Source organism: Rathayibacter oskolensis (assembly GCF_900177245.1).
Lineage (GTDB): Bacteria > Actinomycetota > Actinomycetes > Actinomycetales > Microbacteriaceae > Rathayibacter > Rathayibacter oskolensis.
The window spans coordinates 640751-661786 of record NZ_FXBM01000002.1 but is presented as its reverse complement, the minus strand read 5'-3'; the positions used below and the strand labels follow the sequence as shown (position 1 = coordinate 661786).

Here is a 21036-nt window from a genome sequence, read left to right as displayed (position 1 = left end):
GGACGACGTAGCGTTCCCCCGGAGCAGGAGGTCATGATGAAGCGCACGAGTCTGAGCATCGACGGGCGCCGCTTCCTCCTGGCGGTCGACCTCGACACCGAGGCTCTCGAGAAGCGGCTGATCGAGGCGGTGCGCTCGCACGGCGACCTGGTCTGCTTCGCCGTGGCCGGCGACCGCGAGGTCTGCGTCCTGGTCTCGCCCGGCGTCGCCGTCATCCTCGAGCACGAGGAGGTCCCCGTCGAGGATCCCGACGAGGACGACGCGCCCTTCCACTACGACGACGTCGAGTACCTCAGCTAGTCGCACACCGCGCCCGTCGTCACACTGCCCCCGTCGTCACACCGCCCCCGGTCGTCACATCGCGCCCGTCGACGCCCAGAGCTGGAACGCCGCGTGCGCGCGGTGCGGCCGCCACGCCTGCGACGCCGTTTCGGCCCCGGCCGTGCCGATGCCGCCGAGCGCGCGACGGAGCACCAGGTCACCCGCGGGGAACGCATCGGGATCGCCGAGGACCCGCAGCGCCAGGTAGTCGGCGGTCCACGGTCCGATCCCGGGGATCGCGAGCAGGAGGCGCCGCTGCTCGGGCAGATCGCCGTCGCGGTCGAGCACGAGGCCCGCGGCGAAGGCCGCCGCGACCGCCCGGACCGCCCTCGCCCTGGCGTTCGTGACGCCGATCGCCGACCGGAGCGCCTCGATCTCGCCGGTCAGGAGCGCCTCCGGAGTGGGGAAGGTGCGCAGACCCCGCCCGTCCTGGTCGTCCGGGCCGTCCGCCCCGAAGGCCGCGACCGTCCGCCCTCCGAAGGTCCGCGCCGCCGCGACCGACACCTGCTGACCGAGCACCGCCATCACGGCGGCCTCGAACGGCTCCGGGTACTGCGTGGCGCGCAGCCCCGGCCGGGAGGCGACGAGCGGGGCCAGGAGCGGGTCGCGCGACAGCTCGGCCCCGATGGCGATCAGGTCGGAGTCGAGGTCGAACCAGGCCCGCACGAGCGCCGCGACCGCGGGGGCGACCTGCGATGCGGTCTCGACCCTGACGCCCGTCTCCGTGAGCTGGATCGCGACCGGGTGCAGTCCGCCGTCGACCGTGAGGAGGCGCTCGAGGCGCCGGCCGTCGTCGGCGACCCTGTCGATGCCCGGGAGCGCATGGTTCCGCAGGAGGCTCGCGGCTCCGGCGCGATCGAACGGCCCGTTCGCGTCGAGCTGGAGCACCGCGCTGCCCTGTGCCGCGTCGCTCGACGTGAGGGCCGGATCGCGCGGCGTCAGGGGAGAAGCACCACCTTGCCGCCGGCGCGGCCCGAGGCGACGAGTGCGAGCGCCTCCGCAGCATCGCGCAACGCGAAGGAGGGACCGAGGACCACCTCGAGCTCGCCGCGGCCGGCCCGCTCGAGCAGCGGCGCACGGGCGGCGTCCCGGAGAGCCGCCCCGGGATCGGCGCCGGGGCCGCCGCCGAGCAGGAGGATCCCTCCGCCGAGCGCTGCCGCGTGCTCGAAGCCGGCGATCGTGGCGATGCGCGAGCGGTCGGCGACGAGCGCGACCGACACGTCGAGCGCCTCCTCGGTGCCGGCCGTGTCGAGCGCGGCGTCGACGCCGTCGGGTGCGAGCAGACGGACGCGCTCCTCGAGGCCGGGCCCGTAGCGCACGGGCTCGCCGCCGAACCGCTGCACGACGGCCTCACCGCGCTCCCCCGCCGTGCCGATCACCCGCGCACCGCGGCCGCGAGCGAGCTGCACGACGAGCGAGCCGACGGCTCCGCTCGCTCCGTGGACGAGGACCGTGTCGCCGGCGGAGACCCGTGTGGCCTCGAGGAGGTGCACGGCGGTCGTCCCGGTCAGCAGGAGCCCCGCCGCCGCCGCCCAGCCCAGGGCGGCGGGCTTGCTCAGCACGGAGGACGCGGGAACCACGACCTCCTCGGCCCAGCCGCCGGAGACCCTGAAGGCGACGACCTCGTCGCCGACGCCGACCTCGCCGAGCGGCCCGATCGCGTCGGATCCCACCGCCGTGACGACTCCTGCGACCTCGCTGCCCGGCCGGACCGGCGTGCGGCCCCGACCGAACACTCCCGAGAGCAGCTTGGCGTCGGAGGGGTTCACACCCGCCGCCCGCACCCGCAGCCGCACCCGTCCGGGGCCAGGGTCTCCCGGGTCGACCTCGACCGGCCGGAGGGCGGCCGGCCCCCCGAAGTCGTCGGCCTGCATCGCCAGAACCATCCGCGCCGCCTCTCGCTGTCGTCGTCCGAGGGGGCCGACGCTAGCAGCCGCCTCCGACATCGACGCGGCACCGCCCGACCCCCGATTGCCATCCCCCGAGAACGCCCGTTCCCTGAGCGCCTACCATGGGAGGATGCCCACCCAGACCCTCGACGACCGCGCTCCCCGCGACGCGATCCTCGCGGCGGCCGACCGCCTCTACTACGAGCGGGGCATCCAGTCCGTCGGGATGGACGAGCTGCGCACCGCCGCCGGCGTCTCGCTCAAGCGCCTCTACTCCGAGTTCGCGAGCAAGGAGGCGGTCGTCGTCGCCGTCCTCCAGGGCCGGCACGAGCACTGGACAGCGGGAGTCCTGGCCCGCGTCGAGTCGGCCTCCGGCGCCCGGGACAAGCTCCTCGCGATCTACGACTTCCTGTTCGACTGGTTCTCGGAGGACTCGTTCCGCGGCTGCGGCTTCATCAACGCCTTCGGCGAGCTCGGTTCGTCGAACCCCGCCGTCGCGCAGCTCGCCCGCGAGCACAAGGAGTCCTTCCAGCGCTTCCTCGCCACCCTCGCCGAGGGTGCGGGGGGCGGGGCCGAGCTCGCCGCGCAGCTCGCGATCCTCGCCGAGGGCGCGCAGACCACCGCCGCGATCGCCGGCACCCCGGAGTCGGCGCTGCACGCCCGCCGCGCCGCCGAGATCCTGATCGACGTCGAGACGGCGTAGGCGGGCGCGCCCTCGCTCCTCCACAGGGGCGGATCGGAGCCGCTCTGTCCGGCGTGCTCGCTGTGGGCGAGTGAGTGTCGGTGGTCGCTGGTTCAATACACGTATGACACAGATCGGCACGGCGGAGGCGGCGCTCACGCAGGTGCGCGCGCACGGCGACCGCGCGGCCGAGCTCGCCCGCTCCGCAGCGCCGGTGCTGCTGGCGGCCGCTGAGGAGCTGTACGCCGGGTACCGGGCGGTGCTCGCGTGGCCGGAGGCGTTCGCTCGGGGTCTGTCGCGCAGTGAGACGACGGATCTGGTCGAGCGGTCCATCCGGGCGGACTTCGCGGTCGCGTTGGGGGTGTCGGAGCGGGTCGCGTCGCGCGAGCTCGAGCACGCGCAGCTGCTGATGGAGGACCTACCGGTGACGCGTGCTGCCCTGGCGGAGGCGCGGCTGCGGTGGGAGTCGGGGCAGGTGATCTGCCGGGTCGCGTCCACCCTGCCCGTCGGGTCTCGTGCCGAGTTCGACGAGCGCGCCGCGGAGCTGGCCGCGCGGATGACGCCGACGCAGCTGCGGCGCGCCGCTGACCGGCTCCGCGATGAGCTGCACGAGCAGCCCCTCGCCGAGCGGCACGCTCGCGCGCGGGAGGACCGCGCCGTCTGGATCACTCCCGAGGTCGACGGCATGGCCACGCTGTGCGCCCACCTTCCGGCGCCAGCCGCGATCGGCGCGTTCGACCGCCTCGACCGCATCGCCCGGATCCTCCGCGACGGCACGGAAGACGGAAGCGCCGGCAGCATCCGAGGTGATGAGCGCACTCTCGCGCAGCTGCGCGCCGACGCCCTGACGGACCTCCTCTGCGACGGCGTCATCACCGGCACCACTCCCGTCGACCGCGATGCCGACCGCCCGGCGCCCGCCTTCGTGCCCGGAGTGCGCGCGGAGATCCGGTTGACCCTGCCTGCGAGCACCGCGGCGGGACTCGACGACGCGCCCGCCGACCTCGACGGCTACGGAACCATCCCCGCCGACCTCGCCCGCGACCTCGCCGCCACCGGATCGTCGTTCACCCAGGTTCTGACTGACCCGGTTTCCGGCAGGGTCGTCTCGGTCGGACGCACCCACCGCCTTCCACCCCCGCAGATGCGGCTCCACCTGCAGCTGCGCGATCAGACCTGCCGCTTCCCCGGCTGCACCCGCCCCGCGTCCCGCGCCGAAGCCGACCACACGATCGAATGGCGCAACGGAGGCCCCACCGCCCTCCACAACCTCGCCTCGCTGTGCGTCGCGCACCACCACGTCCGCCACGGCGACCGCTGGACTTACACCCTCCACCCCGACGGCACCGCCGAGTGGACCACCCCGACCGGGCGCCGCGTCACCACCCGACCACCCGCGCTCCCGGGCCGACCACCTGGACCACCCCCACGCCCGCGCTTCGACGACCCGCCACCCTTCTGAACCACCCGCGCGACGTGGGTCTCGATACGCCGCTGCGCGGCTCCTCGACCAGCAGGCAGCGGAGCGGGCGGCCGGGAAGCACTCGTCGCTCGTCGCCCGCCCACCCGCTGGCCGAGTAACCGCCGCCGACGGCGTATCGAGACCCACCGCGCGACGAGCGTCAGCCTCCTGCCCGCCCGCCGCCAGCGAGGAGAGCGCGTCGTTCACTGCTCGACCAGCAAGGCAGCGCCGTGGGTGCCCCGCGACCCACCTGCGGAGGACGTGGGTCGCGATACGCCGCGCAGCCGCTCGACGAACGGCTGACAGACCGGACGCCTCTCGACTCTCCTGCTTGAGAGCGCGGGTCTCGATGCGCCGCTGCGGGACTACTCGACCAACAGGTCGCGGCCCGGAAGCGCTCGTCACCCGCCTGCCTGCTGGTCGAGTAGCCGCCGCAGGCGGCGTCTCGAGACCCACCTCTCGACGAACGTCAGCCTCCTGCCCGCCCGGCGCCGGAGGGCGGGGTACTCCGCTGCGCAGCCGCTCGACGAAGAGTTGACGGACCGGACGTCTCTCGACCCACCTGCATGAGGAGGTGGGTCTCGATACTCCCCCGCGCGGCTACTCGACCAGCAGGGAGGGCCGCGACCGACCGGCAGACGAGCCGCCACCGTTCCGGGACGACAGCGTCCACTCGACTGCGGCGCACCACGCGGCGCGGCGGACCGCCCGGTGCGGCACGCGCGTACGCTCGCCCCCATGTCCGACATCACCTCCACGCTCGGCGGCGCAGACGCCCCGATCCCCCTCACCACCGCGCCCGGCACCTCCGCCTACACGATTCACCGCGACGGCGAGACCCTGGTCTGCACGGTCGGCTCGACGCGGCTCAGCTACCAGCTGCGCGCTGTGACCGATCTGCACACCTGGCTGCTCGAGCAGGGCGACTGGGTGGCCCTGGGCGGCGCGGACGAGAGCAAGCCGGCTCCGGCGGGGAGCGTCGAGGCGTTCGGCCGGGACGAGTCGAACCCTGTCGGCGGCTGGTACGGGCTGCGCCGCGGCTACCGCGGGCGCTTCGGCGTCTACCTGCCGCCGCTCCTCGAGCACCTCGGCCTCGTCGAGCTCGAGCACGGCGCCCGCAACAACCGCGTCCGGGCGCTCGCGTAGTCGCGCGCGAACGCGTCGGCCTCAGGCCTCGCCGCCTCCGGGAGGCCCGACGACCAGAAGCGCGGTGAAGACGGCGGCGACGGCGGCCAGCACCAGCGCACCGGCCAGAACGGGGCGTCCGAGCGCCCAGCGGAGCAGCCGGCCGAGGATCCTCCGGTCGCGCGGGTCGGACCCGGCCTCGCGCCGCCACGGACCCTCGAGCAGCCCCCGGCGCTCGAATCCGCGCTCGAGCGGTACCGTCGCGTAGGGCACGACCGCCGAGGCCAGGGCGAGCAGCGTCGCTCCCGCCGACCAGCGCTGGTTGACGGCCAGGACGAGCGCCGCCGCTCCGTAGGCGAGGAACGCGAAGCCGTGGATCGGGCCGGCGGCGCTGACCGGCCAGTCGCCGACTCCGACGACGTACTTGAGCAGCATGGCGAGGAGGAGGAGCGTCCAGGTCACCGCCTCGACGATCGACATGAGGCGGAAGAGGCGGCGCGGGGTCATGGGAGCGGCTCCGTTCGTGGGTCACTCGGAGGCTACGGCAGCGACCCTCGGCGAGCGCTGCGAGAGCGCGTCAGCCCGGCGAGCCGATCAGAGTGAGCGTCGAGAGCACTCCGACCGACAATGCGGCGGTGGCCGCGAGCAGGCGGTGCACGCGAGAGGGGGCGGCGGGCGCCGTGCTCGCGGGCAGGTCCTGCACCTCCGCCCAGAGGCGACGGGCCACGTCGCGTGCCGAGGGGCGGTCGGCCGGGTCCAGGGCCGTCATCGCTCCGAGCAGGGACCGCCAGCGCATCGGCACGGATGCCGGGATGACCGGGGAGTGGTGCATCCGCTGCAGCGAGATCTCGAGGGTGGTGCCGCTGTAGGCGCGTCGGCCGGAGAGCGCCTCGAGCAGCACCAGGCCGAGGGAGTAGACGTCGGAGGCGGCGGCGACGACGCCCGATCCGAGGCTCTCGGGGCTCAGGTACGCCGCGGTGCCGACCACGGTGCCCGGCGCGCCGACGGGCGGATCGTCGAGCGAACGCGCGGTGCCGAGATCGCTCAGCTTCGCCTCCCTCGTCGAGGCACCGACCGGGAGGGCGCGGGAGCGCACGAGGACGTTCTCGGGCTTCACGTCGCGGTGGAGGACGCCGCGCTCGTGCAGGTGCGCCAGCGCCTCGGCGACCTGCGCGCCCACGTCGGCGACGGCCCGCTCGTCGGCCGAGGTGAACCAGGCCGCTGCGCTGTCGGCCGCGTCGAAGTACTCGAGGACGAGGAACGACGCCTCGCCCTCGGGCAGCGCGACCCGGCCCCGGTCGAGGATCTCGACGATCGAGGCGTGCCGGGAGTCGGCCAGCAGCCGACCCTCGCGGTCGCGGCGGGCGTCCTCCTCCGGCGATCCGGCCGCTGCCCGGTGGACCTTGACCGCGACGGAGCGGTCGAGGAGCAGATCCCTCGCCAGGTACACGGAGGCGGTCCCGCCGTCTCCGACGCGGTCGAGGAGGAGGTAGCGCTCGACGAGCACTGCACCGAGGAGTCGGTCGACACAGCAGTCGATCACGTCACACTCCTCGCGGTCTCGTTGGTCCGGTCGAATTCGCTAGCTTGTCTAACTAGCTATGCGATTTGTACCCCCTGGACGCCCCCCGCACAAGCATCTGGACAGGGTTCGTTACCGCTAGATGTTCTTGCTACGTGAATGCCTAGACTGTTTCTCATGGACGAGGCCGGGACCGACCGCCCCGGGGCCTTCTGGTATCCCGGCGAGGCGAGTGCGCCCGGCGCGGTCGAGGTGCTGGCGGCGATGCGCGCGTTCCGGACCGCCGAGACGGCGATGCGCCGACGGACCCGCGGCTCGATGGGGATGGGCGAGAACGACCTGCTCGCGGTGCAGTTCCTCATGCGCCGGCAGCAGTCGGGACAGCACGTGAGCCCCAAGGATCTCGCCGCGTACCTCGGCATCTCCTCCGCCTCGACGACGGTCCTGATCGACCGCCTCGTGAAGAGCGGGCACGTCGAGCGCCAGCCCCATCCGAGCGACCGGCGGGCGATCCGCATCGTGGCGACCCCCACCTCCCATCGAGAGGTGCGCGAGACGCTCGACGAGATGCACCGCCGCATGCTCGAGGCCGCCCAGCGCCTCACGGGCCAGGAGGCGACGACCGTGATCGACTTCCTGCAGACGATGCGCGACATCGTCGAGAAGCCCGCTCAGGACCTCGAGGAGTCCGGCGAGCCCGCCTTCGACGACGTCGAGGTCGACCTCGACCGAGCCGTCGGCAGCACCCAGCGCCGCCGCGCCTGACACAGGCTCCCGCGCGACCCCGGAGGTGTCCGTCGGGTGATCGACGCCTGAACAGTCCGTCACTCTCCGACGAGGGCTAACTAGCTTGACTAGTAGGAAGTCTGTCTAGCGATAGGGTGGTCGCGCACCGTCACTCGTCTGATCGGAGAAGATCATGGGCTCCATCCTGTACGGAACGCCTCCCGCCGCCATCGAGGTCGAGGACCGGGCGCTCGCGCACCTGCAGATCGTCATCATCAACAAGTTCCGCCGGGACGAGCGCTTCCTGCTCACCCTCGATGCGAGCCCGCAGGCCGGCACCGGACGCCGCGGCGTGTGGATGCACCCGACCATCCCGATCCAGTTCGAGTTCAAGGGCAGCCGTCAGCCCACGATCAACCCGGAGTGGGTCGAGGCCCTGATGGAGCGTGCGAACAGCGGAGCGGGACTCCGCATCGTCCCCGAGCCCGCCGGCTCGGCCGCCGCCCTGCCGATCCGCCAGGAGCCCGCGGCCTGATCCCCGGCGCCGTTATCCAACAGTTGTCCGATCGAGATCTGAACTCCCTCGCAAGTACTTGACATTTCGCGCCACCCTGTCCCCGGCACCCCTACACTTCGAGTGCGACTCAGGGACGTTTCGGCGGGCTCGTCCCCGTGAGTCGCGCGCATGACCGTCCGTCGGATGCCGAGCCCCCTCTCGAGCATCCGACGGCCGGCGCGTGACGCCCCGAAGCGCCACCGGAGGTCCGCCAGGCTCAGGAGTCGGCAGGATGACCATCGACACGTCCAGCGAAGCGCAGGCCGCCATCGATCCCGAGGGTGCGAACGGCGGCGAGGCGGGTCTGGATGTGTGCCCGGGCGACGTCTTCACCGCCGTCGTCTCCGAGGGCCTCGAGCACTGGCGCGTCGTCGCCGTCCTCGGCATCAGGGTGCTCGCCGAGCGCGACGGGGGCGGCGAGCGCCGCAGCTTCACGCTCCGCTTCGTCCGCCACCGCCTCTGGCTGCTCGCGCAGGACTCGACCCTTCCTGCCGACGACCCGGCGCGCTCCTAGAGTCCGCCCACCTCGACGCCCTCGCCCGCCTCGAGCGCGTGCTCCGCGAGCAGCGGACGCGGGATCCGGGCGAAGAGGCGGTCGAAGACGGTCCGGCGGTCGAACTGCAGGGCGTACTCGCGGGCCGCGAGCGCCCGACGGGCCCGGTCCTCGGCGTCCAGTTCGAGCACGGCGTGATCGAGCAGCGCAGCGATCGTGTCGGGGTCGTCGACGGGCGTGATGAACGCGTGCTCGCCGATGGCCTCGCCGATCCCGCCCGTGAGGGTCGTGATGATCGGACCCCCGCCGGCCAGCATCTTCTCGGCCAGCGCGATCCCGAAGGTCTCGACGAACTCGGGTCGCGGCTTGCTCGGGAGCACGAACGCCGAGCATCCGGCCATCAGGTAGGGCTTCTCGGCGTCGCCCACGTCGTCGAGGAAGCGGATGCGGTGCGCGAGCGGTGACGCGGCCGCGAGGCGCCGCAGCTCCGCCTCCTGAGGACCCCGACCGGCGATCACGAGCTCGTGATCGTCGTGGACGCGACTGCGCTCGAAGCCGCCGATGAGATCCTCGACGCCCTTCGCCTCGGTCAGACGGGAGAGGAAGAGCACGTAGCCGTCGGTCCGGAGGCCCCTGGCACGGACGACCTCGTCGACCACCGCCGGGTCGAGGCCCGTGTAGGCGTCGGAGTCGATCGCCGGGTAGGAGATCTCGATGCGCGCGCGGCACTGCTCGGCGAAGCGGGTGCCGTGGGCGGCGTCGATCCGCTCCGCCTCCTCGACGATGAGGTCGCGCGTGTACTCCGACACGGCGACGCAGTGGTCCTGCGACAGGTACGACGCGAAGATGTGGGCGGCGGCGCCCAGGCGCCCCTCCTCGACCGCTCGGCGCACCACGTTCGTCACGTCGGAGCCGACGGCCTCGGCCACGGTCGTGACGTCGACCGGCAGTCCCGTGCTCCACGCCGCGCGCAGCGCATCCGACACGGCGATCGTGTGCGGGCTGAGGTAGAGCGAGAGGCAGACCGTCGGCACTCCGTCGGTGAACAGCTCGACCAGGCGTCCGACCATCCCCGCGAGGTAGCGCCCGTCGGGCACCTTGTAGTCGCCGACCGGCTCCGGCCGCTCGACGATGATCCCGTCGCTGTAGGGCAGCACGGCGTCCAGCGGCTTCAGCGGGAGGCCGGCCGCCTGCAGGCGCTCGATCGGCCACGTGACGATGCGGACCTCGTCGAAGCCGCGCTCGCGGGCCGTCTCGGCGAGGTTCCGCGCCTCGACGGAGTGCCCGCAGATCACCGGATCCGCGCGGACCACGATGACGAGTCGGTTCTGCACGGTGTGGTCGTGCGTGCTCTGGTCCATGGGTCTCCTTCGGGGTGATCGGTGATCGGGGGTGGGACTACGTGAGGGGGAACGACGGCGGCCGGTGCGCGGGAGCGCTCCCCCAGCCGACGGGTTCTGCTCCGAGGTGCAGCGTCAGCTCGCCGCCGCGATGCAGCTCGGCGGTGCTGATCACGCTCGCCTCGAGGGGTGCGCCGTTCAGCTCGGCCGACTGGACGTACTGGACGGGCCCGCCGGGCACCGGCTCGACGAAGCCGGTGGTGCGGATCTCGAAGTCGGCGCCGCCGACCGCGAGCGACGCGCGCGCGAAGGCCGGGGCGTTGACCAGCAGCAGACCCTGCCCGGCGACCGGGAAGAGCCCGAGGCTCGCCCAGACGTACCACGAGCTCAGCCCGCCGGAGTCGTCGTTGCCGGGCAGGCCGCCGCGGCCCGCGCCGAAACGCTGGTGCAGCACGCCGTGCACGATCTCGGCCGTGCGGTCGGGGCGGCCGGCGTAGTGGTAGGCCCAGGGCGCCTCCATGTCGGGCTCGTTGTTCAGCCCCTCGAAGCGCCCGAGCGCGGCCCCCGCGAGCATCTCGGCCCGGTCGGGGCGCAGGCCCGGCTGCACGACCGGCTCGGCGCCGTAGCCGAAGAAGTCGTCGAGCTGCGCGAGGAAGCCCTCGTCGCCTCCGCTCAGGGCGATGCGGCCCGCCATGTCGTGCAGCAGGCGGAACGAGTAGTTGTAGCGGGTGCCCTCGTAGTAGGTCGAGTCCTTCAGCAGTCCCGAGCGGAGATCGTAGGCGTTGACCCACTGCGCGGCCCGCTCCTCGAGCTGCTCGGCGAGCACCCGGTCGCCGACGTGGCGCGCGACGACCGCGGTGCACCAGTAGCCGTGGGCGAGGTCGAGGGTGTGGCTGATCGGGTGCGCCTCCCCGGCCGCGAGGAACTCCTCGCCGTAGGTGCGCTTGAGGTCCTCCGACATGTGCACGAGGGCCGCCTCCCAGTCGATGCCGGCGACGCCGAGGCGGCAGAGGTCGGCGAGGAAGGTGTGCGCCAGAGCGCTGCCCTGACGGGAGAAGCGATCGCTCCCCTTGGCCATCCGGTAGCCGATCGGGAAGTTGCCCTCCTCCTCGCAGATGGTCAGCAGCGCCGCACCGATCTCGACCGCGCGGTCGGGGACGAGCGCGGTGAGCAGGGGCAGCTGCGTGCGGTAGATGTCCCACATCGTGCTGATGTCGAAGACGAACGGTCCGTCGGAGGGCCAGAACGGGCTCTCGTCGGGGGCGAGGCACGGCTTGATGAGCGAGTGGTAGAGCGCCGTCGAGAAGACGGTCTCGCGCTCGGTCGAGGGCGTGTCGACCGCGATCGAGCGCAGCCGCTTGCGCCACGTCTTGCGGGTGCGGTCGCGGCGCTGCTCGAAGCCGGTGCCCGTCGGCGGCACATCGCGGTGCAGGTTCTCGCGGGCCCGCTCGGTGCCCCGCAGCGAGAACCCCATCCGCAGCTCGACCGTCTGCCCGGCCGTGCTCGGGCCCGCCCACATCAGGCCGAACGGGCGGAGGGTCGTCGGGCGGATGTGGTCGAAGTCGAGGCGGGTGCCGCCCGGCATCAGCCGACGGTCGTACCAGAGCATCTGCCGCCAGCGCAGGGCGTCGCACTCGAGGTGGACCGCGAGGGGCGCACCCTCCATCACGACCTCGCCCGCGGCGACCCCGGGCGAGATCGAGTGCAGCTGCGCGCGGAGCGGGATCGTCGCTCCCGAGGGGATGGCGAGGCCGCCGAGCGAGAGGTCGACGACCACGCGCGCGCTGCGGTGCTCGGGGAAGGTGTAGCGGTGGACCACGGACGCGGGCCCGACCGTGAGCTCGGCGCGCACCCCGGAGGAGAGGGTCGCCGCATAGTAGCCCGGCTCGGCGACCTCGTCCTCGAGCTCCCAGCTGCGGCCGAGCTCGTCGAGCGGCTCGAGCATCGGCGTGACGCGGAGGTAGTTGTAGTACTTGCGGATCGCGCCGGTGCCCGACTGCTGGAAGTGGGTGAACCCGGAGGCGACCAGCCCGTCCTGCACCGTGGGCGGCACCCCCTCGAGCGCGAGGTCGTAGCGTCCGTACCCGGTCGGGTAGGCGCCCGAGTACGAGCAGGCCGAGACCATCCCGAGCGGGTAGGTCGCGCCGGGATGCGTGTTGCCGATCTGCGGCTTCGGCGACCACCAGGTGGCCGCGAGCCCCGTGGGCTCGGGGAGCAGCGTCGCCTCGGTGCCGATGAACGGGTCGACCCGCTCGATCACCTGGTACCCACCGCCTCCGCCATGCCGTGACGCTAGGCACGGTGGGGAGACGCACGGTGTCGCCGAGGTGTCCGGTGGGCGTCGAGCGGGCGTCCGGACGGGGTCCGGAGGGCCGGGCCGGGCTACCCGCTACGGGATGAGGCGCTCCGCGCGGTAGCGGTCGAAGAGCGCGGTGAAGGAGTCGACCGTGCGGTGGTGGAGCGTGAATCCGGCCAGGCGCGACTTGCTGATGTCGGTGACCACCTCGATCCTCCGGCCGAGGTCGGCGTCGGTGTGCCACCAGGAGGCGACGCGATCGAGGTCGGGCTCGACCAGGTCGTGCTCGCGGACGAGTCGCTGCCACACCTCTCCCGCCCCCTTCATCTGCTCCTCGAGCGGCTGCGGCTCCTCACCCGGGCCGACGGGCTCGACGCCGAAGTAGTCCGCGAGCCGCGTCCACATCCAGCGCCAGCGGAAGACGTCGCCGTTGACCACGTTGAACGCCTGGTCGCGGCCCGCCTCCGAGGTGCCCGCCCACAGCATCTGCTCGGCGAGCACCGTCGAGTCGGTCATGTCGGTCAGGCCGTTCCACTGCGTGAGCGAGCCGGGGAACACGAACGGCGTGCCGAGCTCGCGGTGGATCGACGCGGCGACGGCGAGGGTGAGCCCCATGTTCATCGCGTTGCCGACGGCATGGCCGATGACGGTGTGCGAGCGGTGCACCGACCAGGTGAAGCCGTCTCGGGCGGCGGCGGCGAAGAGCTCGTCCTCCTGCGCGTAGTAGAAGTTCGGGGCGTCCAGCCGCGCCTCCTCCTCGTGGAAGGGCGTGTCGGGCATCGCGCCCTGTCCGTAGGCCTCGAACGGGCCGAGGTAGTGCTTGAGCCCGGTCACCAGGGCGACGTGCTCGAGCGGAGCGTGCGCGAGGGCGGCGAGGAGGTCGCGGACCATCCCGCCGTTGACCGCGATGTTCTCCTCCTCGCTCGCCTGGCGCGACCAGGCGGTGAAGAAGACGTGCGTCGGCCGCTCGTGGGCGAGGACCCGGGCGAGGTCGTCGGCCGATCGGAGGTCGGCCGAGAGCGGGGTGACCCCTGGGCGCTCGTCGATGGGCCGCCGCGAGAGCGCGGTGACCGGCCAGCCGCGCTCGGTGAGCAGGTCGACGAGGGCGGAGCCGCCGATGCCGGTGGCGCCGACCACGAGGGCGCGGCGCTCGGCGTCGGTCGGGCGGAGGGAGGAGTGCTGAGGTGTCGAAGTCATCCCCTGCGACAACGTCGAGACCGCGGAGGCATTCCCGGTGCGGCCCGGCGCACCCGCGACCACGGGGTAGCGTCGACGGGTGCGATTCCCGTGGCAGCTCCGACGCAGGCCCGCGGACCGCGACGGGCACGACCGCGACAGGCTCCCCCGCGACGTGCTCGTCCTGGGAGTCGTCGCCTTCTTCGTGATGCTCGGCTTCGGCGTGGTCGTTCCGGTGCTCCCGACCTACGTCCGCAGCTTCGGAGTGGGCTTCACCGAGCTCGGAGCGGTCGTCTCGGCGTTCGCCCTGATGCGCCTGATCGCCAACCCGTTCGTCGGGCCGCTCGTCGACAGGCTCGGCGAGCGCGTCGTGCTCGCGACGGGCATCGGCATCGTCGCGGCGTCGAGCGCTCTCGTCGGCATCGCGGCCGACTACCCGCAGCTCCTGCTGCTGCGCGGAGCGGGCGGGATCGGCTCCGCGATGTTCTCGGTCGCGGCGATGACGCTCCTCCTGCGCACGGCGGCGCCCGAGCGGCGGGGACGAGCGATCGGCTTCTACCAGGGCGGGTTCCTGCTCGGCGGAATGGCCGGGCCTGCGGTGGGTGGTGTGCTCACCGCGATCTCGCTCACCGCGCCCTTCTTCTTCTACGCGGGCACCCTGGCCGTCGCCGGGCTGGTCGGGCTCGTGCTGCTGAGGCGGCCCGAGCACGACGCGGCGCTGCGGTCGGGGGCCGTGACGAAGCCGCTGCTCGAGGTCGCGCGCGATCGCCGCTACCAGAGCGCCCTGCTCGCGAACTTCGCTCTCGGCTGGTCGGCGATGGGGGTGCGCGCGACGCTCGTCCCCGTGCTGGTCGTCGAGGGTCTGGACGGCGGGCCCGCATGGACCGGCATCGCCTTCGCCATCGCGGCGGTCGTCCAGACGATCGCGCTCGCTCCCGCCGGGCGCTTCGTCGACACGGTGGGCCGCCGCCCCGCGCTGATCGGCGGTTTCGCCGTCGCCGCCGCGGCGATGCTGGCGATGCCGCTCGTGTCGGAGCTGTGGCTGCTCGTCGTCCTGCTCTGCGTCTACGGCGCAGCGGCGGCCTTCATGGGCACCGCTCCCGGCGCTCTCGTGGGCGATGCGGCGGGCGAGCGGGGAGGTCGCCCGGTGTCGGTGTTCCAGGCCGCGTCCGATCTCGGCGGAGTCATCGGCCCGCTGCTCGCCGGAGCGCTCGCCGACGCCGCCTCGCCCACCGCCGCGTTCGCCTCCGCGTTCGTCCTGCTGGGGCTCACGTCGCTCGTCGGCCTGCGGATCCCCCGGGTGACGCCGGCCTGAGCCCCGGGAGTCAGCTGTTGCGGCCGCGCGCGTCGACGGGCCAGGAGGCTCCGCCCCCGTCGCCGAGCAGCACGCGGTACTCGTCCGCCAGGTTCACCGCGACGCACACGTGGTTCGGCGCGATCCTGATCCGCGTGCCGAGCGGCAGATCGACTCCGGTGATCGTCGCGTGATGCTCCGAGAGCACGGTGATGCGCGCGTCGGGGAACTCGGGCAGACGGCCGAAGCCCGTCGACGCCGCACCCCGGTCGGAGGAGAGCACCTTGCTGCCGGCGTCGGCGATGAGGTGGTCGCCGCGGCGCGAGACGATCGTCGCGAGCACGGTGACGGCGAGGGAGTCGAGCCCGATCGTCCCGAGCTCCCACTGCTGGGCGTCTCCGAGCGCCGAGACCCCGGGGCGCAGCTCGGTGAGCACCGCCGCGTCGGCGAAGGCGGCCGAGGGAGTCGACCCTCCGCTCACCACGCGGGCCGGCACGCCCGCCTGCGCGAGGGAGGCGGCGGCCGCGCCGAGCGCCTCCGCCTCGTCGCGCGCCGCCGAGGCCCGCTGCTCGGACGCGTAGCTGTGGCCGGGGAAGGTGAAGACGCCGACGACCTCGAGGCCGGCCTCGGTCGCAGCGGACGCGATCGCTCCGGCCTCGCCGGGCAGCACCCCGCTGCGGTGGTGACCGGAGTCGATCTCGACGACGACCTCGAGGGCCGAGCGCTCCTGCTCCGGGATCGCCTCGGCGAGTCGCCGGGCCGACTCGGCCGAGTCGACGCCGACCCTGACCCTGGCGCGCTCGAGCACGCGCCGGAGGCGGCCCGCCCGCTCGGCGTCGAGCCAGAGCGGGTAGGCGATGAAGAGGTCCTCGACCCCGCCCGCGGCGAACACCTCCGCCTCCGACACGGTCGCCACCGTGAGGCCGACCGCTCCGGCGGCCAGCTGCCGCCGGGCGATCTCGACCGACTTGTGGGTCTTGGCGTGCGGCCGCAGCGCCAGGCCGCGCTCGTGCGCCCAGGCCGCCACGCGGGCGATGTTGCGATCGAGGATGGCCTCGTCGAGGACGAGCGCCGGCGTCGCGAGGGCGTCGAGCACGGCGGAGCGGGCGGAGAACGAGGCATCGGGCACGGGGCGATCCTAGGCGCGGCGACCTGCTCGCAGACCGGACAGTCCGGACCCCCTGACGAGGGTCGAGCGGTACGGTACGGTTCCGTCCGGGACTCCGCGGCGGTCCCCGAGCGCGAAGGAGCATCGGATGCAGGAACTCGAAGCACGGCAGCATCTCGAGGACGCACAGGACCGGGCCGCCTCGTTCGGCCGGGGGGTGCTCTCGGCGACCTACGCCGTCCGGCACGCGCGGGGGCTCGACGTCGTGTTCCTCCTCGACGGCGCGGGTGCCGACTTCCAGATCGGGATGGGCGCCGCGTCGGAGGACTTCCGCTCGGTGCTCTCGGTCGGCATCGACCGCCAGGGCGACCGGCTGAGGGCCTCGGCGAGCTGGACGGTCGACGGCCGGCGCCGGACCGTGCCCGTCCGCGTCGTGCACCGCTCGGCCTCCGCGATCGTGGTCGAGGCGAGCCCACTCCCCCTGAGCGGGCGCCCGGCGTCGCTGAAGTGCTGGTCGTTCGTGCGCTCGGGAGAGGACGAGCACTACTCGGACGTGACCGGATTCGTCTCGCCGTCGCTGGCGGAGCTGCCGGTCGTGCCGCTCAAGACGCGCCCGCGGGGGTCGTCGGTCTGAGGTCCGGGCGGCGTCGCGTCCCGGAGCGCTCTGGCGTGCGCCGACACCGTCGCGGCGAGGCCTGCATGGATGGAACCCGGGTCGCTCAGCGCGGCGAGCAGGTCGGAGAGGACCTCGAGCGCCGCGCAGTCGGTGCCGGGGATGCCGCTCGTCCGTGCGGTGTGCGTCATCAGCCCGTCCCTGTTCGGTCGCACGTCGTGGCGTGGCAACAGGGTCAAGGCCGCCGTCTGACACGTTAGAGCAGAGTTCCGCTCGCGCACCAGACCCGGATCCGTCGTCCCCGACCCATCGACGGCCCGAGCCGCTATACTCGCACCACCCGTGCGCGCCCTGATACTGCGGAGCTTCGTCATCGGACGATGATCGAAGGTCCCCGCCATGTCCCGGCCTCCAGCCCGCTACCGTCTTCTCCCGTGATCCGCGACGACCAGCTCTCGTCGAGATCCGGGGAGGACCCGGATATCGGTGCCCTGCTCTCCTCCTTCGTCACCCTCCTGCCCGTCGAGGACGCCGCCGCCTCCGCGCTCGGTCGTCCGTTCGACATCGAGACCCTCGTCGCCAGCAGCACCCGGGCGGCCGACCTCGACGGCGCGCAGATCGACCTCGGCGAGGGGCCGGGCTGGACGGCCTACCGCACCCTGCGCCCGGTGCGGATGGAGGCGGCCGACGACGCCGACCAGGCGACCTGGCCGTTCTTCTCCTCGGCGGTGAGCCGCGTGGGGGTCTGCTCGGTCGTCGCCGTCCCCCTCCTCGTGGGAACGCTGAGCATCGGTGCGGTCTCGCTCTACAGCGGCTCCTCGGTGCACCTGGAGGCGGAGCAGCTGCGGCTCGCGACGGGTCTCTCGACCCTCCTGGCCCGGTCCGTCGTCGCGCGGGCGCTCGGCGAGGCCGACACCGGAGTCGCGATCCGCGATCCTGCGCTCTCTCGGCGCGAAGTGCATCAGGCGACCGGCATGGTCATCGCCCAGACCGGGTCCACGCCCGACGAGGCCCTGCTCACCATCCGGGTCCACGCCTTCACCTCCGGGCACAGCGTCCGCGAGGTCGCCGCGCAGATCATCGCGCGCACCCTCGACTTCACGCCCGACCAGGGCGATGACGACCCGAAAGTAGGATGACCCCATGGCCGGTTCCGTGCGCGAGCAGATCCTCCTCGAGACTCTGACGGTCGTCGCCGACACCCTGGTCGACGACTTCGACGTCGTCGACTTCCTGCACGACCTCGTCGAGCGATGCGCGAGGATCTTCGACGCCGTCGACGTCGGCATCCTCCTCGCCGACAGGCACGGTGAGCTGGTCGTGATGGCCTCGACCACCGAGCGCCTCCGCCTGATCGAGGCGCTCCAGCTCTCGGCCGGGGACGGCCCCTGCGTCGAGTCGTACGAGAACGGCTCCGTCGTCACCGCCGGGAGCCTGGAGGAGATCGTGGAGCGGTGGCCCGGCTTCGCCAGCGGAGCCCGCGCCTCCGGCTACCACTCGGTGCACGCCGTGCCGCTGCGGCTGCGCCGAGAGACGATCGGCTCGCTGAACTTCTTCCGCGACAAGCCGGGCAGGCTCGACGAGGCCGACGTGCCCGTCGCCCAGACCATCGCCGACGTCGCGACCATCGGCCTCGTGCAGGAGCGAGCCGTCCGCGAGGCGTCGCTCGCCCGCGATCAGCTGCAGCACGCACTCGACTCCCGGGTCCTCATCGAGCAGGCGAAGGGCGTGATCGCGCACAGCCGCAACGTCGACATGGAGTCGGCCTGGTCGATCCTGCGGGAGCGCGCCCGGTCGCGCCAGGCGCGGGTCACCGACATCGCGCAGGGCGTGATCGACGGCGTCATCGCCCTCTGATCAGCGGAGCGCGGCGATGCAGCGGCGGAGCGACTCGATGAGCCGCGCCCGGTCGGCGGAGTCGAGGCCCTCGACCATGCGGTCCTCGACCGCGCGGACCGCGGCGCTGGCCGCCGCACACTGCCGGCGCCCCGCCTCGGTCAGCTCGGCCGGCAGGACCCGGCCGGCGCTCGCCTGATCGGGCCGCGTCACGAGGCCGTCGCGCTGGAGCGCCTGGAGCAGCACGTTCATCGACTGCCGGGTGACGAACGCCCCGCGAGCGAGCTCGGAGTTGGACAGCCCGGGGCGCTGCGCGAGGAGTTCGAGGCAGGCGTAGTGCGTGATCGTCATCCCGAGCGGTCGCAGCACCTCCTCCATCGCCTGGCGCAGGGCGCTCGACGCCTCCTTGAGGAGTCGTCCGGGTGAGCTGTCGAGGACGATCCGACCGGTGTCTTGACTCATGTCAGTAGTCTGACATACTCTTCTCGATGTCAGTCAACTGACACTTGATCCTCTCACCAAGGAGAACGACATGCCCGCATCCGGCCCCGGATTCCTCTCGCTCCAAGTCCGCGACCTCGAACGGTCCGCGCTGTTCTACGAGCAGCACCTCGGTCTGACCCGCACGCCCGGCCCTCCGCACGCGGTCGTGTTCGCCACGACGCCGGCCGCGTTCGCCGTCCGCGAGCCGCTTCCGGGCGTCGACCTCGACGAGTCCCCCCTCGGCCGCGGGGTGGCGATCTGGCTGCACGCGCCCCATGCGGAGGCGATCCACGCCGCCCTCGTCGCCGCAGGAGTCACCATCGCCTCGCCGCCCATCGACGGCCCGTTCGGCCGGACCTTCACCTTCGTCGACCCCGACGGCTACCTCATCACGCTGCACGACAGGGCCTAGCGGGGAGTCGGGCCCGGCGGGGAGTTAGGGTGGGCACAGACCGAGCCCGCCGCCGGTCGCCCGTGCCGAGCGGAAGGCCGTGCGCCATGGATCCTGTCGAGCAGAACGACGCCGTCGAGGCCGCAGCCGATCGCGCGCCGCGAAGGATCGTCACCACCCGCACCGGCGCGGTCGCCGCGGTCGGGGTCGTCGGTGCCGTGATGCGCACCGAGGGGGCGATCTACGGCACGGTCCTCTCGATCACCCTCATCGCGGTCGGCTGGGACAAGGACACCGACCTCGAGGTGCTGCTGTTCCTGCTCGGCTCGGTCACGGTGTTCTGGGTGGCGCACCTGTACGCCGGGACGATCGCGCGCCTCCCCTCGACGGAGCCGAGCCCTCGCACGGTGCTCGCGGCGGCGGCCGACACGGCCCGGCACTCCGTCGGCATGCTCGCCGCGATGATCGTGCCCGCCCTGCTGCTCGCGCTCGGGCCGCTCGGACTCGTCGACGAGTGGACCGCCTACTACCTCGCGCTCGGCTCGGGAGTCCTCATCCTCGCGCTGCTCGGCTACGTGATGTCGGCGCGGCGGGGCAGCCCGCTCGGGAGGCGCCTCCTCGGCACGCTGACCACCACCCTGCTCGGCGTCGTCGTGGTGTGGCTGAGCACGCTGGTGCACTGAGCTCTGGTGCACTGAGCTCGGGTGCACTGAGCAGGCAGGGCTGCCAGGCTGGCACCATGACATCGCAGTCCTCCCCCACCGCCCTCCGCCCCTTCGGCCCGTCGGGAGCCCTGGTCACCCGGCTGACCCTCGGCACGTCCTGGAACCCCGAGCGGGTCCGCGACCTCGAGCGGGTGCCGGCCCTCGAGCGGGTGCTCGACTCCACTGCCGGCGACCGAGCCGTCTCGGTGATCGACACCTCGAACGAGTACGCGAAGGGGCACAGCGAGCGCCTGATCGGCGAGGCCCTGCGGGCACGCGGCGGGGTGCCCGAGGGGATCACCGTCGTCACCAAGCTCGACCGCGACCCCGAGACGGGCAGCTACTCGGCCGAGCGGATGCGGCGGAGCCTCGACGAGAGCCGTGAGCGCCTCGGGATGGACGTGCTGCCCCTGCTCTACCTGCACGACCCCGAGCGGATCTCGTACGAGGAGGCGTTCGCCGACGACGGACCGGTGCGCGCGCTCGTCGCGATGAAGGAGGCGGGTGCCGCCCTCTCGATCGGCATCTCGGGCGGGCCCGCGCCGATGCTGCTGCACTACGTCGAGACCGGCCTCTTCGACGCGGTGATCACCCACAACCGCTTCACGCTCGTCGACCGCTCCTCCGAGGAGCTGCTCGACGCCTCCGTCGACCGCGGTGTCGTCGTCGTGAACGCGGCGGTCTACGGCGGGGGCGCGCTCGCGCGCTGGCCGGAGCCGGTGCGCAGCTACGCCTACGCACCAGCACCCGCGCCGATCGTCGACGCGGTCGCCGCGATGGGAGCGGCGTGCGAGCGCGCCGGCGTGCCGCTCGCCGCGGCGGCCCTGCAGTTCTCGACGCGCGATCCCCGCGTGACGACGACCGTCGTCGGCGCCACGACCGCCGAGCACTACGACTCCTTCGTGGCCGACGACGCCCTCGAGATCCCGGCGGCGCTGTTCGAGGAGCTCGACGCGCTCGCGCCCTCGAGCGAGGTCTGGCAGGACGCGCCCGGCGCGACGTGGCCGCGCTGACCGGTA

At 73.0% G+C, this 21036-nt stretch carries 23 protein-coding genes; 14 read left to right on the top strand and 9 right to left on the bottom strand.

Translation table 11 applies throughout. From position 1 onward, the window contains the following. Nucleotides 1-36: 36 nt before the first annotated feature. On the top strand, nt 37-300 hold the full coding sequence (locus B9Y99_RS12145) for a hypothetical protein (protein ID WP_085476848.1): 264 nt from the start codon (nt 37-39) through the stop codon (nt 298-300). A 54-nt stretch (nt 301-354) separates the two neighbouring features. Here the strand turns inward: B9Y99_RS12145 and B9Y99_RS12140 are convergent, their stop codons facing one another. Both B9Y99_RS12140 and B9Y99_RS12135 read right to left on the bottom strand, forming a co-directional pair. Continuing rightward, the gene (locus B9Y99_RS12140; protein WP_085476847.1) at nt 355-1209 is read right to left on the bottom strand and encodes a DNA-3-methyladenine glycosylase family protein; all 855 of its coding nucleotides are present in this window, start codon (nt 1207-1209) and stop codon (nt 355-357) included. Between the two features lie 50 nt (nt 1210-1259). Beyond that, the gene (locus tag B9Y99_RS12135; RefSeq protein ID WP_085476846.1) at nt 1260-2207 is read right to left on the bottom strand and encodes a quinone oxidoreductase family protein; all 948 of its coding nucleotides are present in this window, start codon (nt 2205-2207) and stop codon (nt 1260-1262) included. Between the two features lie 133 nt (nt 2208-2340). Here B9Y99_RS12135 and B9Y99_RS12130 point away from each other — a divergent pair, with 133 nt between their 5' ends. The 3 genes from B9Y99_RS12130 (at nt 2341) to B9Y99_RS12120 (ending at nt 5500) form a co-directional block, all read left to right on the top strand. After that, nucleotides 2341-2913 carry a TetR/AcrR family transcriptional regulator gene (locus B9Y99_RS12130; protein ID WP_085476845.1) on the top strand — a complete coding sequence of 191 codons (573 nt, stop codon included), beginning with the start codon at nt 2341-2343 and terminating at the stop codon, nt 2911-2913. A 103-nt stretch (nt 2914-3016) separates the two neighbouring features. After that, on the top strand, nt 3017-4354 hold the full coding sequence (locus tag B9Y99_RS12125) for an HNH endonuclease signature motif containing protein (protein ID WP_085476844.1): 1338 nt from the start codon (nt 3017-3019) through the stop codon (nt 4352-4354). Between the two features lie 738 nt (nt 4355-5092). Further along, nucleotides 5093-5500: a DUF6855 family protein gene (locus tag B9Y99_RS12120; RefSeq protein ID WP_085476843.1), complete on the top strand. Its 408-nt coding sequence runs from the start codon at nt 5093-5095 to the stop codon at nt 5498-5500. A gap of 21 nt (nt 5501-5521) precedes the next feature. Here the strand turns inward: B9Y99_RS12120 and B9Y99_RS12115 are convergent, their stop codons facing one another. Next, nucleotides 5522-5986 (bottom strand): DUF3817 domain-containing protein, encoded by a 465-nt coding sequence (locus tag B9Y99_RS12115; protein ID WP_085476842.1) that lies wholly within the window; start codon nt 5984-5986, stop codon nt 5522-5524. Between the two features lie 70 nt (nt 5987-6056). Next, complete coding sequence (locus B9Y99_RS12110; protein WP_165759610.1) at nt 6057-7022, bottom strand: serine/threonine-protein kinase; 966 nt, start codon at nt 7020-7022, stop codon at nt 6057-6059. Between the two features lie 156 nt (nt 7023-7178). Here B9Y99_RS12110 and B9Y99_RS12105 point away from each other — a divergent pair, with 156 nt between their 5' ends. The 3 genes from B9Y99_RS12105 (at nt 7179) to B9Y99_RS12095 (ending at nt 8797) form a co-directional block, all read left to right on the top strand. After that, nucleotides 7179-7766, top strand: coding sequence for a MarR family winged helix-turn-helix transcriptional regulator (locus B9Y99_RS12105; protein ID WP_085476840.1), 588 nt, complete (start codon nt 7179-7181; stop codon nt 7764-7766). A gap of 154 nt (nt 7767-7920) precedes the next feature. Beyond that, nucleotides 7921-8262 (top strand): DUF7882 family protein, encoded by a 342-nt coding sequence (locus B9Y99_RS12100; protein ID WP_085476839.1) that lies wholly within the window; start codon nt 7921-7923, stop codon nt 8260-8262. A gap of 253 nt (nt 8263-8515) precedes the next feature. Beyond that, entirely contained in the window at nt 8516-8797 is a 282-nt protein-coding gene (locus B9Y99_RS12095; protein WP_085476838.1) for a hypothetical protein, read from the top strand. Here B9Y99_RS12095 and B9Y99_RS12090 read toward each other — a convergent pair. From B9Y99_RS12090 to B9Y99_RS12080, 3 genes are all read right to left on the bottom strand, one after another. Then, entirely contained in the window at nt 8794-10137 is a 1344-nt protein-coding gene (locus B9Y99_RS12090; RefSeq protein WP_085476837.1) for a glycosyltransferase, read from the bottom strand. The genes B9Y99_RS12095 and B9Y99_RS12090 overlap by 4 nt on opposite strands. Before the next feature lie 37 nt (nt 10138-10174). Further along, a complete protein-coding gene (locus B9Y99_RS12085) occupies nt 10175-12376 on the bottom strand; it encodes a glycoside hydrolase domain-containing protein (protein ID WP_085476836.1) in 2202 nt (733 codons plus the stop codon). A 129-nt stretch (nt 12377-12505) separates the two neighbouring features. Continuing rightward, a complete protein-coding gene (locus tag B9Y99_RS12080; protein WP_085477386.1) occupies nt 12506-13609 on the bottom strand; it encodes an SDR family oxidoreductase in 1104 nt (367 codons plus the stop codon). 79 nt (nt 13610-13688) lie between these two features. Here B9Y99_RS12080 and B9Y99_RS12075 point away from each other — a divergent pair, with 79 nt between their 5' ends. Continuing rightward, a complete protein-coding gene (locus tag B9Y99_RS12075; protein WP_244274890.1) occupies nt 13689-14903 on the top strand; it encodes an MFS transporter in 1215 nt (404 codons plus the stop codon). Between the two features lie 10 nt (nt 14904-14913). Here the strand turns inward: B9Y99_RS12075 and B9Y99_RS12070 are convergent, their stop codons facing one another. Next, a complete protein-coding gene (locus tag B9Y99_RS12070) occupies nt 14914-16011 on the bottom strand; it encodes an alanine racemase (protein ID WP_244274889.1) in 1098 nt (365 codons plus the stop codon). A gap of 127 nt (nt 16012-16138) precedes the next feature. Between B9Y99_RS12070 and B9Y99_RS12065 the strand changes: the two genes are divergently transcribed. From B9Y99_RS12065 to B9Y99_RS12055, 3 genes are all read left to right on the top strand, one after another. Further along, on the top strand, nt 16139-16624 hold the full coding sequence (locus B9Y99_RS12065) for a hypothetical protein (RefSeq protein ID WP_085476835.1): 486 nt from the start codon (nt 16139-16141) through the stop codon (nt 16622-16624). Between the two features lie 413 nt (nt 16625-17037). Then, complete coding sequence (locus B9Y99_RS12060) at nt 17038-17742, top strand: GAF and ANTAR domain-containing protein (protein WP_165759609.1); 705 nt, start codon at nt 17038-17040, stop codon at nt 17740-17742. Nucleotides 17743-17746: 4 nt separating this feature from the next. After that, nucleotides 17747-18460 (top strand): GAF and ANTAR domain-containing protein, encoded by a 714-nt coding sequence (locus B9Y99_RS12055; protein ID WP_085476833.1) that lies wholly within the window; start codon nt 17747-17749, stop codon nt 18458-18460. Here the strand turns inward: B9Y99_RS12055 and B9Y99_RS12050 are convergent, their stop codons facing one another. After that, complete coding sequence (locus B9Y99_RS12050) at nt 18461-18901, bottom strand: MarR family winged helix-turn-helix transcriptional regulator (RefSeq protein WP_085476832.1); 441 nt, start codon at nt 18899-18901, stop codon at nt 18461-18463. 70 nt (nt 18902-18971) lie between these two features. Between B9Y99_RS12050 and B9Y99_RS12045 the strand changes: the two genes are divergently transcribed. The 3 genes from B9Y99_RS12045 to B9Y99_RS12035 all read left to right on the top strand — a co-directional run bounded on the left by B9Y99_RS12045 (nt 18972) and on the right by B9Y99_RS12035 (nt 21030). Then, entirely contained in the window at nt 18972-19334 is a 363-nt protein-coding gene (locus B9Y99_RS12045; protein ID WP_085476831.1) for a VOC family protein, read from the top strand. An 86-nt stretch (nt 19335-19420) separates the two neighbouring features. Next, nucleotides 19421-19996 (top strand): hypothetical protein, encoded by a 576-nt coding sequence (locus B9Y99_RS12040; RefSeq protein WP_085476830.1) that lies wholly within the window; start codon nt 19421-19423, stop codon nt 19994-19996. Nucleotides 19997-20052: 56 nt separating this feature from the next. Further along, nucleotides 20053-21030, top strand: a complete 978-nt coding sequence (locus B9Y99_RS12035) for an aldo/keto reductase (RefSeq protein WP_085476829.1) — start codon at nt 20053-20055, stop codon at nt 21028-21030. Nucleotides 21031-21036 lie beyond the last annotated feature (6 nt).

Coding starts and splice junctions, on each gene's coding strand:
- B9Y99_RS12145 (WP_085476848.1), top strand. CDS start 37: ATGAAGCGCACGAGTCTGAGCATCGACGGGCGCCGCTTCCTCCTGGCG.
- B9Y99_RS12135 (WP_085476846.1), bottom strand. CDS start 2,207: ATGGTTCTGGCGATGCAGGCCGACGACTTCGGGGGGCCGGCCGCCCTC.
- B9Y99_RS12130 (WP_085476845.1), top strand. CDS start 2,341: ATGCCCACCCAGACCCTCGACGACCGCGCTCCCCGCGACGCGATCCTC.
- B9Y99_RS12125 (WP_085476844.1), top strand. CDS start 3,017: ATGACACAGATCGGCACGGCGGAGGCGGCGCTCACGCAGGTGCGCGCG.
- B9Y99_RS12120 (WP_085476843.1), top strand. CDS start 5,093: ATGTCCGACATCACCTCCACGCTCGGCGGCGCAGACGCCCCGATCCCC.
- B9Y99_RS12115 (WP_085476842.1), bottom strand. CDS start 5,986: ATGACCCCGCGCCGCCTCTTCCGCCTCATGTCGATCGTCGAGGCGGTG.
- B9Y99_RS12105 (WP_085476840.1), top strand. CDS start 7,179: ATGGACGAGGCCGGGACCGACCGCCCCGGGGCCTTCTGGTATCCCGGC.
- B9Y99_RS12100 (WP_085476839.1), top strand. CDS start 7,921: ATGGGCTCCATCCTGTACGGAACGCCTCCCGCCGCCATCGAGGTCGAG.
- B9Y99_RS12095 (WP_085476838.1), top strand. CDS start 8,516: ATGACCATCGACACGTCCAGCGAAGCGCAGGCCGCCATCGATCCCGAG.
- B9Y99_RS12090 (WP_085476837.1), bottom strand. CDS start 10,137: ATGGACCAGAGCACGCACGACCACACCGTGCAGAACCGACTCGTCATC.
- B9Y99_RS12080 (WP_085477386.1), bottom strand. CDS start 13,609: ATGACTTCGACACCTCAGCACTCCTCCCTCCGCCCGACCGACGCCGAG.
- B9Y99_RS12065 (WP_085476835.1), top strand. CDS start 16,139: ATGCAGGAACTCGAAGCACGGCAGCATCTCGAGGACGCACAGGACCGG.
- B9Y99_RS12055 (WP_085476833.1), top strand. CDS start 17,747: ATGGCCGGTTCCGTGCGCGAGCAGATCCTCCTCGAGACTCTGACGGTC.
- B9Y99_RS12050 (WP_085476832.1), bottom strand. CDS start 18,901: ATGAGTCAAGACACCGGTCGGATCGTCCTCGACAGCTCACCCGGACGA.
- B9Y99_RS12045 (WP_085476831.1), top strand. CDS start 18,972: ATGCCCGCATCCGGCCCCGGATTCCTCTCGCTCCAAGTCCGCGACCTC.
- B9Y99_RS12040 (WP_085476830.1), top strand. CDS start 19,421: ATGGATCCTGTCGAGCAGAACGACGCCGTCGAGGCCGCAGCCGATCGC.
- B9Y99_RS12035 (WP_085476829.1), top strand. CDS start 20,053: ATGACATCGCAGTCCTCCCCCACCGCCCTCCGCCCCTTCGGCCCGTCG.